9 protein-coding genes are annotated in these 16133 nt (G+C 67.3%); 7 read left to right on the top strand and 2 right to left on the bottom strand.

Annotated elements, in window-relative coordinates; genetic code table 11:
* The first annotated feature begins 105 nt into the window (after positions 1-105).
* The 4 genes from QHF83_RS27880 (at position 106) to QHF83_RS27865 (ending at position 4208) form a co-directional block, all read left to right on the top strand.
* Positions 106-1305, top strand: coding sequence for a glycosyltransferase (locus QHF83_RS27880; protein ID WP_282420995.1), 1200 nt, complete (start codon positions 106-108; stop codon positions 1303-1305).
* Between the two features lie 191 nt (positions 1306-1496).
* A complete protein-coding gene (locus tag QHF83_RS27875) occupies positions 1497-2492 on the top strand; it encodes a PEGA domain-containing protein (protein ID WP_282420994.1) in 996 nt (331 codons plus the stop codon).
* Positions 2493-2514: 22 nt separating this feature from the next.
* On the top strand, positions 2515-2925 hold the full coding sequence (locus QHF83_RS27870; protein WP_282420993.1) for a hypothetical protein: 411 nt from the start codon (positions 2515-2517) through the stop codon (positions 2923-2925).
* Positions 2926-2945: 20 nt separating this feature from the next.
* Positions 2946-4208 carry a hypothetical protein gene (locus tag QHF83_RS27865; RefSeq protein ID WP_282420992.1) on the top strand — a complete coding sequence of 421 codons (1263 nt, stop codon included), beginning with the start codon at positions 2946-2948 and terminating at the stop codon, positions 4206-4208.
* An 18-nt stretch (positions 4209-4226) separates the two neighbouring features.
* Here QHF83_RS27865 and QHF83_RS27860 read toward each other — a convergent pair whose 3' ends face one another.
* Positions 4227-6089, bottom strand: coding sequence for a serine/threonine-protein kinase (locus QHF83_RS27860; protein WP_282420991.1), 1863 nt, complete (start codon positions 6087-6089; stop codon positions 4227-4229).
* Positions 6090-6363: 274 nt separating this feature from the next.
* Between QHF83_RS27860 and QHF83_RS27855 the strand changes: the two genes are divergently transcribed.
* Both QHF83_RS27855 and QHF83_RS27850 read left to right on the top strand, forming a co-directional pair.
* On the top strand, positions 6364-8769 hold the full coding sequence (locus tag QHF83_RS27855) for an alkaline phosphatase PhoX (protein ID WP_282420990.1): 2406 nt from the start codon (positions 6364-6366) through the stop codon (positions 8767-8769).
* A 4-nt stretch (positions 8770-8773) separates the two neighbouring features.
* Entirely contained in the window at positions 8774-10435 is a 1662-nt protein-coding gene (locus QHF83_RS27850; RefSeq protein ID WP_282420989.1) for a hypothetical protein, read from the top strand.
* Between the two features lie 21 nt (positions 10436-10456).
* Here QHF83_RS27850 and QHF83_RS27845 read toward each other — a convergent pair whose 3' ends face one another.
* Entirely contained in the window at positions 10457-11113 is a 657-nt protein-coding gene (locus QHF83_RS27845) for a 2-hydroxychromene-2-carboxylate isomerase (RefSeq protein ID WP_282420988.1), read from the bottom strand.
* 632 nt (positions 11114-11745) lie between these two features.
* Between QHF83_RS27845 and mxcG the strand changes: the two genes are divergently transcribed.
* On the top strand, positions 11746-16110 hold the full coding sequence (gene mxcG, locus QHF83_RS27840) for a myxochelin non-ribosomal peptide synthetase MxcG (RefSeq protein ID WP_282420987.1): 4365 nt from the start codon (positions 11746-11748) through the stop codon (positions 16108-16110).
* Positions 16111-16133 lie beyond the last annotated feature (23 nt).

Below are 16133 nucleotides of genomic sequence, written 5' to 3'. Positions count from 1 at the left end.
CGACGGCCACGAAAAACCTCGGCGAAAGCTCCGTCGCCGATTGTCACACGAGCAGACACCGGAATGTGACGAACGACCGCTAGCGTGCCTTCCCGAGGTGAAATGATGAAGAGCACGCTGGTGGCGCTCCTCGCAGGGGGAGCCCTCTCGTCGATCGGGATGACCGTGGCCTCGCAATGGGCCGCGTTGCGGATTCTGGGTCGAGCTCCATCCAGGGAACGTCCGACGCCGCCCATCACGATCCTGAAACCGCTGAAGGGCGTGGACGATGGGCTGAGGGAGAACCTGCTCTCCTTCGCGTCTCAAAAATACCCGACGTACGAAGTCCTGCTCGGCGCGGAAGACGCGGAGGATCCGGCGCTCGCCGTGGCGCGCGAGGTGATGGCGCGTGTTCCCCATGCGCCGTTCAGGATCATCCATTGCCCGCGCCGGACGGGCATGAACCCCAAGGTCAGCATCCTCGAAGCGCTGGCGGCCCGCGCGCGCCACGAGCACGTCCTCATCTCGGATTCGAACGTGCGCGTGGGGCCGGGCTACCTCGGGGCGATGGCGGCCGAGCTCGCGGACCCACGTGTCGGCCTCGTGACGAGCGTCATCGTGGGCACGGGGGAGGGGAGCCTCGGGGCCGCGCTCGAGAACTTGCACCTCAACTCGTTCATCGTGCGCTCGACGCTCTCGGCGAACGTGTTCCTCGGGCACGCGTGCGTCATCGGGAAATCGATGCTGCTGCGGCTCGGAGATCTCGCCGCGGTGGGCGGGTTTGCCTCGGTGCGCGACGTGCTCGCCGAGGACTATCTGCTCGGGAAAGCGTTTCAGGAGGCGGGCTTTCGTGTCGCCTTGTCCACGGAGCCGGTGCGTACCGTGAACGAGCGCTGGCGCCTCGACCGGTTCGTGAGTCGGCACATCCGCTGGACACAGATGCGGAGGCGCGTGCACCTTGGCTCGTATTTGATCGAGCCGCTCTTCAATCCCGTCCCGCTCCTCTTGGTGCTCTCCCTCGTGGCCGGCGGCGCGCTCGCGTGGGCCGCGCTGCTCGGCTTGGCGCTGAAGATGGCCCTGGATGTGGCGCTCTGGTCACGAATGCGTGGCGAGGGTATGTCGTGGCGGTGTGCCTTCCTCGTGCCCTTCAAGGATGTACTGGCCACGTGGACGTGGGTCGTCGGGGGACTCCGGCGCACGGTCGATTGGCGGGGCAACCGGATGCGTATCGGGGAGGGCACGCGGCTCGAACCGATCCACGGCGCCGCGAAGGTGAACGAGCAAGCGGAGGTCGCCCCGATGGTCGATCGACGATGGGCCGCGTGATCCGCGTCGGTGTGGGGAGGCTGCCGTGGGCGCGAAACCCGGCGAGCCTCGAATGAAACGGCCTTGCGACGATCGGGTGCCAATCATGTGAAAGCCATCCCGGGACAGGGGCCTCGGGTTGAAGTCTTCGCGGTCGTTCATCTACCCTGAACGAACCACCGCAGAAGCGTGCCCGCGCAACCTGGACCTCGATGCGATCCTCGATTCTCATTGCCATCCCCTGCGCCCTGAGCCTCGCGCTCGCGGCCCCGTCCGCGCTCGCCGCGGGCCCGACAAAGCAGCCCACCAAGGAGGAAATGCAGGAAGCGCAGCGTCGCTACCAGCGTGGTCGGGAGCTCTACGAGGACAACGACTTCACGGCGGCGCTCGTCGAGATCCGCCGCGCGTACGAGCTCGCGCCGAGCTACAAGCTCCTCTTCGACATCGGGCAGATCTGCTATCAGCTCCCGGATTACCCCTGCGCGCTCCGCAGCTTCAAGCAATACCTCGAGGAGGGCGGCGGCGACATCAACGCGCCGCGCCGCGCCGAGGTCGAGAACGATGTCCGCAAGCTCGAGGGCCGCGTCGCGACGCTGAAGATCACCACGAATCGGCCCGGCGCCGAGATCCTCGTGGATGATGTGGTCGTCGGCAAGACCCCGCTCGACGCGCCCGTCATCGTCGGCGCGGGCAAACGCAAGGTGACGGCGCGCGTCCAGGGCGCCGAGCCGGTGACCCGGGTGATCGAAGTGGCCGGCACCGACATCGTCGATGTCGCGCTCGATGTCGGCGGCGGGAGCACCGCGGCCGCGCCTTCCTCGGGCGACGGGACGTCCGCGCCGGGCTCGGATGAGCCGGGTGGGGACACGGGCGCGGGGCGCAAAGTGCCTATCGTCCCCTGGGTCATCACGGGCGCGCTCGCCGTCGGCACAGGCATCGTCGGAGGCCTCGCGCTCCGCGCCAGCTCCGATTATCGGAGCCAGCTCGATACGTTCGGCACGCCCCGCCCCACGCTCGACGAGTCGTATGGCAACATGAGAAACCTCGCCATTGCAGCGGACGTCTTGCTCGGCGCCACGGCGGTCGCGGGCGTGACTTCGTTGATCCTCACGCTCACGGCCGGGCCGAGTGGTCCCAAAAAGGCCGGGCTCGCCCCCGTGAATGTCAGCGTGGGCCCCGGCAGCGTGTGGATCAAGGGCACCTTCTGATCGGAGCTCGTACGGGACGAACATGAAAGAGAACAAGGCCCAATCGCCGCATCGTCGCCGTCAGCCTCCCGCCTTTGCCTGGCTCCTCGCGGCCTTCGCGTTTCTGGCCATGGCGGGGCTCGCGGGCGCTTGCAACCTCATCGTCGAGGGCGCGACGGATCAGTGCACGACAGACGCCGATTGCAGCAAGTTCGGCAATGGCTCGGTGTGCCGGGAGGGCGTATGCGTCCTCCCTGGCGGTTCGGGCTCGAGCAGCGGCTCGGGCGGCTCGGGCGGCGGGGAGGCGTGTTTCTCCGGCGAGCCCACGAACGACGAGCAGTATTTCAATAAATGCACGGACGCCACGTGCGTCTATTTCGACAACTGCGCCCGTCTCGGGCTCTGCAACGGCGCCGCGTTGCCCCCGCTCGTCGAGCCAACCCCCGTTCTTTGAGTTTTTCCCGAGGCATGGTCATGAACGAGATCCGATTCCCCAGCACGAAGACGACGCGTCATCTCGGGCCCGCGCTCGCCCTCGGCGTCGCGGCGACGCTCGTGGCGGAGGGCGCGTCCGCCGCCCCCACGAAAAACTGCTTCGACTCCGTCGAGCGACCCAAGGTCGTTTACGTCGCCGGATCGAGCGCGGTGAGCGGCTTCCTCGGCGTCATTCAGGGGATCCTCGCGGCCGAGGGCTCGCCCTATACCATCGTGTATCAGTCGCAGGGCTCCTGCACCGGCGTCTCGGCGGTCTATTCCGAGGACCCCGCCGCGCGGCTCATCAAGGACATCCCGGCCGCCGGCGGCAAACCCGCAAATTACGCCAGGTTCTACAACGCCGACGGCACGACCGAGGAGTGCTTCCTCGATCCGGCCGGCAACACCGTCGACGTCGGCGTCTCCGACGTGTATGCCAGCACCTGCGATTTCGCCATGGCACCCGGCGGCGTGCAGATCGCCGATTATCAGGGCCCGATCCAGCCGATGACCTTCGTGGTCCCGGCCCTCTCGACGCAGAAATCGATCAGCGCGGAGGCGGCGTACATGATCTTCGGCACGGGCAGCCACATGGGGGCCGCCGCGCCGTGGACGGATCCCACCTATTATTTCGTGCGAAATGCGAGCTCCGGCACGCAGCAGATGATCGCGCGCGCCATCAACGTGCCCGCTGACAAGTGGTGGGGCAAGGATCGCGGCGGATCGAGCGCGGTTCGCGACGGGCTCAAGATCCTGCTCGACGCCTCCCTCGCCGAGCAAGCGATCGGCATCCTCTCGACGGACGTCGCGGACGACGCCCGCTCCGATCTGCGCGTCCTCGCATTCAAGGCGTTCGGGCAGAGCTGCGGATATTACCCGGACTCGACGCCGTTCCTCTTCGACAAACGGAACGTGCGCGACGGGCATTACCCGATCTGGGGCCCCCTTCACTTCTACACGCGCGTCAGCGCGGGCATTCCCACGGAGCAGGCGGGCGCGCTCGTCACCCGCTTCGCCGCGCCCAAGCTCTCGAATGCGCTCGTCGAGGCGATCACGAAGAAGCACCTCGTCCCCAAATGCGCGATGCGCGTCGGCCGCTCCGCGGAGATGGGCCCACTCAAGACGTACACGACCGACTCGCGCTGCGATTGCTACTTCGAGGAGATCGTCAACGGAAAGACGAGCTGCCAGGCGTGCACGCAGTCCTCGGAGTGCCCCGCGAGCGCCCCCGCCTGCAGCTACGGTTATTGCGAAACGCCGTGATCGTCGCGCTCGGCTCGATCACCAGGGACTCTGTCCGTCGCCGAGCGAGCGCTTCTTCCCCGTCGTCGTGGTCGCCGGCGCGGCCGTATGGAACGGATCGCCATCCCCGAGCTTTCGCTTGGCGCGTGTGCTGCTCGTCGCGGCAGGGGCGGGCGTCGGCGGCGGCGTGGACGTCGCCGCCGGCTCTTCGGGCGACTCTTCGCCCGTCGTCGTATTGCTCGCCTGAGCTGCGCCGCCCTTCGGCTCCAGCACGAGCTCGATCTTCGCGTCCTTGTCGAAGGTGACGATTTGCGCGGCCGATCGATGATCCCGCGCCTCCGCGTGGACGCGGTGGCTCGCTCCATCCGCGGGGAATTTGCCCGTGAACGGGTTCGTCGGCAGATGCGCGCCGTCGAGGAAGATCTCCGCTTGTGCCGGGATCGCGCGCACCTTGATCTCCACCATCGCCGTCCCTTCGGGCGCGGTTGTCGCGGCGATTGATGCCGCTCCGACGGGCGCGGTCGACGGCGCCGGCTGCCGAGCCGCCTCCGCTTGCGTGCTCTCGGTCGACGGCACCGCCACATTCGAGGCGGGCGTCCTCGACTTCAATAACGCGAAGGCGCCGATCGCCGCAGCCATGACGATCGCGGCGCCAATGATCATGCTCCCTCGGTTCGATACGGGGGCAGCCGCCACCTGCATCGTCGTTTCTGGCGGCGCCCCGGGGGGCAGGCTGCTCGGGCCTGGAATACGCGCGTTCGATCCCGTCAGGCCTTTCGGATTCGATCCCGAGCCGTTCATGCTGTGCCGCCCGGAGCCTCCGAGGTTCGGGATGCTCAGCGAATCGGGGGCCGCATCGGGCGGGCCAGCGACGTCGGGGATGGCCAGCCTTTCCCCCGATTGTTGCGCCTTCAGCCTGCTGATCTGCTGATCGATCACCCTCCGGATGTCGGCTCGTTTGTCCCCGAACGCGCTCGTCACGTAGCGACCCACGTCCTCGCTCGAGACGCGCAGGCCAGCTCGATCCAGATACGCGAGGATTTCAGCGCGCATCTCGGACGCCGTCGTGTACCTATCGGCCGGATCCCGGGCCATCGCCTTGGCGCAGATCCGATCGATCTCCTCGGGCGCGTTCGGCTCCACGTCGTGGACGCGGGGATATTCTCCCGTCGCGAGCCTGTGGAGCACCTCGATGTCCGAGGCCTTGTCCCAGAGCTTGCGGCCCGCGGCGATTTCCCAGAGCACGATTCCGAGGACGAAGACGTCGGCACGCCTGTCGAGCGGCTTGCACCGCGCCTGCTCGGGCGCCATGTACCCAACTTTGCCCTTGACGATGCCGGTGCGTGTCTCGCCCGAGCGTACCTCGGACTTCGCAATGCCGAAATCGAGGATCTTCGTGTGCCCGTCGTACGTCACGAGGACGTTGTGCGGGCTCGCGTCGCGGTGGACGATGTGGAGGGGCGTGCCGTCGTAGTCGGTGAGCTCGTGCGCGTAATGGAGCCCCGCGAGCGCGTCCGCGACGATACGATAGAGCAGCCCGGGCGGCGGCGGGTCCTTCTTCGCGCGGCTGATGATGCGGTTGAATGGTTGGCCCTCGAGGTACTCCATGGCCATGAAGTATTCCCCGTCGGACTCGCTCACCTCGAAGGTCTGCACGACGTTCGGGTGGTTCAGCCGCGCCGCGAGCCGGGCCTCGTCGAGGAACATCTCGATGTGATCGGGATCCTCGACGTAATCGCGCCGGAGTCGCTTCACGACCTGCAGCTTGTTGAAGCCGGCCGGGCCGGGGACGACCGCGAGGTAAACGTCCGCCATTCCGCCGTGGCCGAGGCTCGCGATGAACCTGTACTTGCCTATGCTCGAATCGCCGTCGTGATGGGGCAGGGGCGGGGCAGCAGACACGGCACCATGATCCGCTCGTTCCGGTGACGAAGCAAGCACGATCCCGTGTTTCGCGTTTTTCTTCGCGCTTGCAGAGGTGACGAGCTTCACGCCGTGAAAATCGAGGTGCGCGCTGTCGACGAAATTGTCACACAATCGTTACGCGGTTGTCGACAGTTTGAAACTTGCGTATGCGTCACGAAATCGTGACAGGCTCCACGCCGCGCCGCAACGGAGACGCGTCAACCTCGCGCGCGATCGTTCGAAGCGGAACGATCGAGCGAGGTGCTTGCGAATGAAACGAAGGATTGCTGGAGCCGGGTCGCGCCATGTCTTCACGCTCGCGAGCGCCGGTGTGCTGCTCGCCGCAGCGCTCGGGGCTTGCGGGAGCGACGGGAAAGACGGCGCGAATGGTCGAGACGGCCTCGACGGACAGGACGGCGCGCAAGGGCCGCAGGGCGAAACGGGTCCGCAAGGGGAAGAGGGGCCGCAAGGTGATCCCGGCGCACCCGGGGAGCCGGGGACCCAAGGGCCCGAGGGCAATCCCGGGACGCCCGGGGAGACCGGCCCGCAGGGGCCCGCGGGAGAGCCGGGCATCACGTGGCCGGATCCTTCGCGGCCACTCTCCGGAATGGTCGCGCTCGCATTCATGGATGACCTCGGCACGGGCGCTGCGGATCTCGGCCAGTACGTGCGGAAGCGCGTGGAGCAAGTCGCGAAGGGCACCTTGTCGCCCGGCGTGCAGTTTCCGCTGACCAATGCGGCGACCGACAGCGTGCGTGCCATTGCCGGCCTCTCGGGCAACGTGGTCGCGGCCTGGCTCGATCCACTCACGTTCGATCAGGGCCACGCCGCGCCGCGGTTTGGCGCGAACAACGATTACGTCGCTTTCTTCGGGGACGGCTGGGACGGCGTCCCCGGCGCTGCGCCGCAATGGAACGGTAGCGGGGCTTCCGGCTGGATGTGGGTCAACCACGAATACATCTCGAACAGCGCCCCGACGGCGACGACGGCGCCGGTGGGGCAACACCTCACGCTCGCGACCTATCTCCGGTCCATGGGCGTCCTCGAAAACGACGTCACCTCGAACGAATGGTCGGACGCGAGCCGCTCGACGTACGTGCAGGAGGCGAAGCGGCAGAACGGCGGCTCGTGGTTCCACGTGGTGCAGGATCCGGCCTCGGGCGAATGGGAAGTCGATCGCGGGGCGAAGGCGGTGCGGTACGACGCGACGAGCCATACCCTCCTGCGCATCACGGGCCTCGCGGCGGTCGCCGACGATCACGACGATCAGGGCAATGCATTGCCTCCCGGCGTCGTCAGCGGCATCATGGGCGATTGCTCCGGCGGACAAACCCCCTGGGGCACGGTGATCACCGCGGAGGAGAACGTCCAGGATTTTTATGGTGACCTCGAGGCGTTCTGGACCAGCGAGCAGAAGCTCGTCCTCGGGGCCGGAGCCGATCCGGGCGGTCCGATCACGTTCGAGACGAAGGCGAGCCCCACGAGCGAATATGGGATGTCCCCGGATCCGCTGACGCACCACGCGCGGGATCTGTACGGCTACCTCGTGGAGATCGATCCGGGTCAGCCGGAAGGCGAATACGAGGGTAAGACCACGAAAGGCGTGGGGCACAAGAAGCTCGGCGCGATGGGTCGCGCGCGCTGGGAGAACGCGACGTTCGCGGTCGACGCGCAGTGGAAGCTCGTGCCGAATCAACGCATCGTCGTCTATGCTGGGGACGATCGGCGGAGCGGCCGCATCTTCAAGTTTATCTCCAAGAACCCGTACACGGCCGGCATGACGAGGGCGGAGACACGCGCGCTGCTCGACGAGGGCTCGCTTTACGTCGCGCATTTCGCCGGCCTCGACAACACGACCGGCGTCACGATGCTCGCCACGGGGCAGGCGCCGACGGAGTCGCAGCCGGGCACGGGGCAATGGATCCACCTCAGTACGGCGAGCACGGCAATCGCGCCGAACGCGGCCGCGCTGGGCGAGCCCGACAAGACCGTGGGCGCCGCCTTGATGGACATCGATTACAATGGCCTCGGCGGTTTCCTGAGCGACGATGACGTGCGCCGCGCGCTCTTCACGGCCTGCGCGAAGGTCGGCATCATGGAGCTGAACCGGCCCGAGGACGTCGAGTACAACCCGAAGGATCCGAGCGGGACGCCACGGCTCTACGTCGCCTTCACGAACCACGGTCGCAAGACGCAGCTCGATCAGCAAGGCAAGCTCATTGCCCCCGCGGAGCACGACACGATCTCGCCCAAGCGCCCCGACGCGCTCGGAAACGTCTTCGCATTCCAGGAGGCAAACCCGGCCGATCCGGCTGCGTCGACGTCGTTCACGTTTTTCCGTGTCTGGGCAGGCACGAAGGCCGCCGGGCCGTACGACGCGGCAAACCCGGACAACCTCGTCATCGATCGGGACGGCGGCGTCTGGTTTGGCACGGATGGCAACTTCGGCACGAACAAGACCGCCGACGCCATTTATTTCCTCGACCTCGATCCGGCGCACGCGGCGGGGCAGCCCGGCGTCATCTCGGCGACGTTTGGCAAGGCGTTCCGCGTCGTCGCCGTGCCGAGCGATGCGGAGGCCACCGGCCCTGCGCTCGGGCCGGACATGCGCACGCTCTTCGTGAGCGTACAGCATCCCGGCGAGAGCGTATGGAGCGTCTGGCCGAACGGAGGCTGAATCCATGAAGAGGACGCACGAAGCTCGCCCGGGATCGTGGCTCGCCGTCGCGCTTTTGGTGTCCCTCGCGGCGGCTTCGTGCGGCCGCCGCGAGGAGCGCGGCGCCGAGACCGGATACGATCCGCTCGCGCACGCCCGCGAGGCCGCAGGTCGCGTGCTGAACCCGGAAGCCTCGGTGCCCGCGCTTTGTTATACCAAGACGAACGGCACCTCGAATCCTTGCTGGGTCTGCCATACGAGCGCACACGGCCCGAATACGCGCTCGGACTGGCATCTCCAGGCCGAGTATTCGTTCTCCGAGGCGGCCCAGAAGAACCACTACGAAAACCTCTTCGTCGGTCGAACGGCCGACATGGCGGCCCTCTCGGACGAGGAGATTCTTCGCTATGTCCGCGAGGACAACTATGGTCCGCTCCGGCGCGCGCTCGCCGGGGCGCGAGGATTCGAGGGCTACGTGCCGGACCTCGACCTCGAACGTGGCTTCGACGAACAGGGATTCGCCAGGGACGGGAGCGGCTATCGCGCCGTGCGGTACAAGCCCTTCCCGGGCGCGTTCTGGCCGACGAACGGCAGCACCGACGACGTCTTCATCCGTTTGCCCGAGCCATTTCGGCGGGACGCGCAGGGAAACACGTCCCGCCCGATCTACGCGCTCAACCTGTCGCTGCTCGAAGCCGCGATCACCTCGGATCCCGATGCGCCGCCGGATCGAATCGATCGCGAAATCGAGCCCGCCGACGAGCGCCTGCTCGGCTTCGATCTCGACGGCGACGGGGCCCTCTCGCCCGGCGTCACGCGCGTGCGGCGCTTGCCGAAGACCTACGCCGGCGGCGCATCGAATGTCCCGCTCGAGCGAGGCCTCTATCCCCGCGGCGTCGAGTTCTTGCATTCGGTGCGCTATCTCGATCCCGACGTGCCCGGGTACGCAGCGCGGCGAGTGAAAGAGCTACGATACGCGCGGAAGGTCCTCGCCCCCGACCGATGGGCGCTTCTGCGCGCACAGGAGAAAGAGCAGGACGAAAAGGACGAGGGGCTCCTGCCGGTGTATGCCGGATCCGCGATGAGCGGCCTTCGGAATGCCTTCGGCTGGCAGCTCCAGGGATTCATCGAGGACGAGGCCGGGCGGCTGCGCCTCTCGACGGACGAGGAGCATCGGTTCTGCATGGGCTGCCATTCGAACCTGGGCGTGACGGTCGATCAAACGTTCTCGTTCGCCCGCAAGGTGCCCGGCCAAGCGGGCTGGCGCGTGCAAGACATCCGCGGAATCCCGGACGTCCCGCAGCTCGGGCACGCGGAGCCCGAGGTGCTCGTGTATCTTCGGCGCGTCGGCGCTGGCGACGAGCTCCGAGCGAACGACGAAATGACGGCGCGTTTTTTCCCGGGCGGCACGCTCGCCGAGGCCGAGGTGCGACGCGCGGCCATCGGCGGCGATCGGGATCTCGCTTTCCTGCTGCTCCCGTCGCGCGCGCGGGCGCTCGCCCTCGACAAGGCCTATCGCGTGCTCGTGCGCGGGCAGCGCTTCGATCTCGGCCGCGACGCGCTGCCCACGCCCGCGGTGAACGTGCATGCCACCATCACGAATGGCTCGACGGGTCTCGGAGAGGCGAATCGGATTTACAGGGACGGCCGCCTGCGCCTCGATTGGGGGGTGAGCGGACCTCGGTGAGAAAGGCGCGCCGATCGGTGGCTACACGTTTTTACGATCCGCAGCGCGCGGCCGCGCGAGCCGCTCCTCGATCTCGGCCTTGTCGATACGGAGCCCGCCGGCGAGATACGTTTCGAGGAAACCGAGCCGGTCATTGCCCCAGAAGAGCTGATCATCGACGAGGAACGTGGGGACGCCGAAGACGCCCGTGGCGATGGCCTGCTCGGTGTTCTTGCGGAGGCGCTCCTTCACCACTTTCTCCTCGGTGGCGGCGAGCAGCGCGGACCCGTCGAGGCCTGCGTCGTCGGCGATGGCGCAGAGCTCGGCGTCGTTCATCAGGTCGCGCCCCTGTTCCCACGTCGCGACGATCAATGCCCCGGCGAGACGGCGCCGCGCCTCGGGGTCATCGATGGCGGCGCACATGCGCTGCGCCTTGAGCGGATTGAACGGATGCGCCGGCGGGCCCGCGTAGGGCCGCTTCAATGTCATGGCCCAGCGTGCGATGTCGTGGAGCATGTGGACGCGCTTCGACGGAATCTCCGCGGGCCCCTTGTTCTCGTTCGCCTGGAGGAGCCCCGCGAACAGCACGGGCTGGAGGTCGAAGCGCGCGCCCGTGCGCGCCTCGACCTCGGGAAGCTGGGCCCACGCGAGCCAAACGTACGGGCTGATGACGTCGAAGTAGAACCGGACGGTACGCATACAGAAAAACGATAGTACGTACCGCTCTGGTTGTCGACGATTCGATGCTCGTACGGTCGTGGAGTGTCAGCTGTCGCAGACGAGCCAGCCATTCCGATTCGAGATGTCGCCGCGGCAGGCGCGCGCGTTCGGAAGACAGCCATGGTGCGCGCGATCGTTCCGCGTTCGGCACTGCGAGCACAGATCCCCGTTTCGCTTCCATTTCCAGTCCCAGCACGTGCGCTCGAACGAATGCGTCCTCGCCTCCGCGACCCGCGTCGGCGCCATTCCGACCCCCACGGCCGACAGCGATAAGAGCGCCAAGTCGTGATGACCTTTTTCATGATTCCCCTGTTTTTTCGGTTGGTGTCCCTCTGCATTTCCTTGGGCGGACGGGCGGACGTGGCAGGTGGGGCGGAGTGGGCACCCGGCGCGAGCCCGGCGCCCCCGCTTCCTCAGTCGCCCTACATTTATGTCGCAAAATTCCTTCATCAGCAGAAATGTGTTATATGGGTTACGCAATTTGTCTAAGAGATGGTCTTGACTTTGAACATCATTTTCAATAAATCCTGAGGAGCTCATGGTTAAAAGTGTCCGTGCAAACATGTGCAAACGGCACGATCCAACCCGTCTTCCTCCGGGAGGACCGGGCAATGCCTGATTTTCGGAAAGAGCGCTGGCCTCTCTCGGCAGCGCAGCACGGTATCTGGCTGGGCCAGGCGCTCGACCCGGCGAGCCCGCTTTACAACGCCGGCGAATGCATCGAGATTCGTGGCGCCGTCGATCCGGCGATCTTCGAGGCCTCCGTACGCCAGGCGGTCGCCGAGGCCGAGACGCTGCACATGCGGTTTGTCTCGACCGAGGACGGCCCGACGCAGATCCTCGAACCATCCATCGACTGGCCCATGCATCGAATCGACGTCGGCGCGGAGGCCGATCCCTGGGCATTCGTGCAAGCGTGGATGCAGGCGGACCTCGAAAAGACCGTGGACCTCACGCGCGGACCGCTCTTCACGGAGGCGCTTTTCACGGCCGGCCCGGAGCGAACCTACTGGTATCAGCGGGCGCACCACATCGCGCTCGACGGTTTTGGATTCTCGCTCATCGCACGGCGCGTGGCGGAGCTCTATACCGCCCGTCTCGATAGCCGCTCCCGCGTCGGCCCTCCGTCCGGTTCGCTCCTCCGGGTCATCGAGGAAGACCGAGCCTACCGCGCGTCCCCCGATTGCGAGCGGGATCGTGATTTCTGGGTCCGACGTTTCGCCGATCGCCCCGCGACCGTGAGCTTCGGCGGTCGACCCACCATGGTTTCTCGCCCTGCATTACGAAGGACGACCTCGCTCTCGCCGTCCACGATGGAGCGAATGCAGGCGGTGGCACATCGTGTGGGCGCGAGCTGGCCCGACGTATTCGTCGCCGCGACGGCGGCGTATGGGCATGGCCTCACCGGCGCGCCGGAGCTCGTCCTCGGTCTCCCGGTCATGGGCCGCCTGGGCTCCGTGTCCGTGCGTATCCCGAGCATGGTGATGAACATCGTGCCCTTGCGCGTCCCGATCCCGAATGGAGCGAGCCTCTCCGCGCTCGTCCAGCACGTCGCAGGAGAGATGCGCGCGAGCCGTCCCCATCTGCGCTATCGCTACGAGCATCTCCGCCGGGATCTCAAGCTCATCGGCGGGGAGCGGCGGCTGTTCGGCCCGGTCGTGAACATCATGCCGTTCGATTACGATCTGCGGTTCGGCGGTCACCGCGCGATCGCGCACAACATCTCTGCCGGGCCGGTCGAGGACATCTCGATCAACGTGTACGCGCGCTCGGACGGGCGCGGGCCCCGCATCGATTTCGACGCGAATCCGGATTGTCATACCACAAGCGATCTCGCGGGGCACGAGCAGCGATTCCTCGCGTTTCTCGACGCGGCCCTGTCCGCGCCCATGCAGCCGATCTCCGACATCAGGAGCCCCGGCCTCGCTGCGCCGGCGCCCCCTGAGGCGACGGATTCGCCCGGCACCATCCTCGAGGGCGGCCCACTCGCTTCCCCGGCGCGCGACGTCATCGAGCGGATCCTGGAGCACGCGCGCGAGCAGCCCAACGCCATTGCGTTGGAGCACGAGTCGCGGCGGATGACGTATGACGAGCTCGTGCTCGCAGCCCGGCGGCTCGCGGCCCGCCTCGCGGCGCTCGGCGCCAAACCGGGCACGCTCGTCGCATTGTTCCTGCCCCGCAGCCTGGAGGCCGTCACGGCCATTCTCGCCACGCTGTTCTCCGGCGCAGGATACCTGCCGCTCGATCCCCAGGGGCCGAGCGGCAGGACGGCGGCGATCCTCGCGGACGCCGGGCCCACGTTGCTCGTCACGACATCGCCGTACGCCGAGCAAGCAAAGCAAGCGACGCGGGCCCGCGTCGTGGTGCTGGACGAAGAGGTCCTCTCGGACGCACTCGAAGCGCCGATCCACGAGGGGGACGAGCATCCGGCGTACGTGATTTACACGTCCGGCTCGACGGGCCGTCCCAATGGCGTCGTGATCAGCCGCGCGTCGCTCGCGCATTTCGTTGCCGGCGCTGCCTCACGGTACGGATTCCACCGCGACGATCGGGTGCTCCAGTTCGCGCCGATGCATTTCGACGCGAGCGTGGAGGAAATTTTCCTCAGCCTGTGCGTGGGCGGCACGCTGGTGCTCCGCACGGAAGAAATGTTGCAATCGGTCCTCCGGTTGCTCGACGCTTGCGCCGAACACGCGATCACCGTGCTGGACCTGCCCACCGCGTTATGGCACGAGGTGGCCTACAGTCTCTCGACCGGCGCGTCCCTTCCGCCCAGCGTTCGCATCGTCATCATCGGCGGAGAGGCTGCGCTTCCGGAGCGCGTCGCGCGTTTTCGTCGCGCCGTCGGGCACGCTGTCCGATTGCTCAATACGTATGGCCCCACGGAGGCGACCGTCGTGGCCACGTGCGCCACGCTGTGCGGCGACGAATCCGCGGCCGAGAGCGCGGAGGAAGTCCCGATCGGCACGCCGCTGCCCGGCGTCCGCGCGGCCGTCCTCGGGGCGGACGGGCGGCTCGTCGCGCGAGGCGCCGTGGGGGAGCTGTATCTGATGGGCGGCGGGCTGGCCACGGGGTATCTCGGGCAGCCGGAGCTCTCCGCCGCGCGTTTCCGGATCCTCGAAACGTTGCCTGGACAGCCGCGCGGGTATCGCACCGGAGACCTCGTCCGGCAAAACGAGGCGGGCGATCTCGTCTTCGTCGGCCGCGTCGACGAGGAGCTCAAGATCAGCGGGCATCGCGTCGATCCGGGCGAAATCGAGACCGTATTGCTTCGTTTCCCCGGCGTGCGTGAGGTCGCGGTGGTCGGGTCCGCCATGCCCGGCGGTATCAAGCGCCTCGCCGCGCATGTCGTGGCCGATGCGCCCCCTCCGCCGCCGGCGGAGCTCCGCCGTCACGCGCAATCGGCATTGCCGCCCGCCTCCGTCCCTTCGGCCTTTCTGTTCACGGATCGATTGCCGCGGACCAGCACGGGCAAGATCGACCGTTCCGCGCTGCGCGACGCGGCCCTCACCCGCTCGGCCGCGTCCGCGGTCGCGACGACGGACCTCGAAAAGGTCGTCATTTCCGTGTGGGAGCAAATCCTCGGGGTTTCTGACCTCTCCCTGGAAGACGATTTCTTCGAGCGCGGCGGGCAGTCGCTGCAAACCATCCAGGTCGCCACGCGCCTCGGCCTCACGCTCGGCCGCGAGATCCCCGTCGCGATGGTGTTTCGTCATCCGACGATCGCGGAGCTCTCGCGCGCCCTGGAGCAGTCCGCGGGCGTCAAGAAGGTCGCCGCGGGGCTCACGGATGCAATGCTCGCCGACGCCGTACTCCCGGAGGACATCGTCCCTCCCGCGCTCGCGCCCGCGACGTTGCGTCCGTCGCCCCGACAGGTCCTGCTCACCGGCGCGACGGGGTTTGTCGGAGTGTATCTCTTGCATGCGCTCCTTTCGGGGACAGTGGCGCGCGTGGTTTGTCTGGTGCGCGCCGCGGACGAGCAGCAAGCGGCCGCTCGGCTCCGCGCGGCTCTGGAAAAGCAGCGGCTGCCCCTCACGCATTTCGAGGACAGGGTGGTGGCCATTCCGGCCGACCTCTCCTTGCCACGCCTCGGGCTCGGAGCCGAGACGTGGGATCGTCTGGCCACGGAATGCGACGTGATCTATCACGACGCCGCGATCGTCAGCCTCGTGCGTGATTACCGCAGCATGCGCGCGGTGAACGTCCTCGGGACGCGCGAGGTGCTGAGGCTCGCGGCCGCGGCGCGCCCGAAGCCTGTGCATCACGTGTCGACGCTGGCCGTGGCGCCCTCGATCGCCAGGAGCCCCGAGGTCCCCGAGGCGTTCGTCCCGCCGCACCCGGAGCTCCTGGACGGGTACAAGCAGAGCAAATGGATCGCCGAGCGGCTCGCGGAGCAGGCGAGCGAGCGTGGCGTGCCGGTCGCCGTGTATCGCCTCGGTCGTGTCGTCGGCGCTCCCGATACCGGGATCGTCAATGAACAGGACATCGTCTTTCGTCTCCTCCTCGCAGGCATTCCCGCGGAGGCCTTGCCCGACCTCGATGTAGCGGAGACGTGGACGCCCGTCGATTACGTGGCGCGCGCGATCGTGGCGCTCTCGCTCACCCGTCCGCGACGCGGCACCGTGTACAACCTCGCTCCCGCGCCCGACGTCCGGCTGAGGGACGTGTTCCGCTGGGTACAGGAGTATGGGTATGCCGTCGAAACCTGTCCGGTCCCGGCCTTCCGCGCGCGCATGGGGAGTGGCGCCAGCGCCGCCGAGAGCGCCACGCTCGCCTTCTTCGATCTCCAGGCCGACGCCGGAGAGCAACCCCAGAATTTCGGCCTGGGACGCGTGCGCTGCGACAACGTGATTCGTGGCCTGTCCGACAGCGGAATTGATTGCCCCGCCGTCGATCGTTCGCTCGTGTTTCGTTATCTGGATCATTGCGTCGAGACCGGCAAGCTGCCGCGCCCTTCGAGTGGGCGAGCGGGCTGAGCCCCAAAGCGACGCTTCACCTG

This window comes from Polyangium sp. 15x6, from assembly GCF_029960785.1.
In the GTDB taxonomy this organism is placed as follows: domain Bacteria; phylum Myxococcota_A; class Polyangia; order Polyangiales; family Polyangiaceae; genus Polyangium.
Note: the sequence above shows the minus strand (reverse complement) of the source record. Positions and strands in the feature narration are given on the sequence as shown.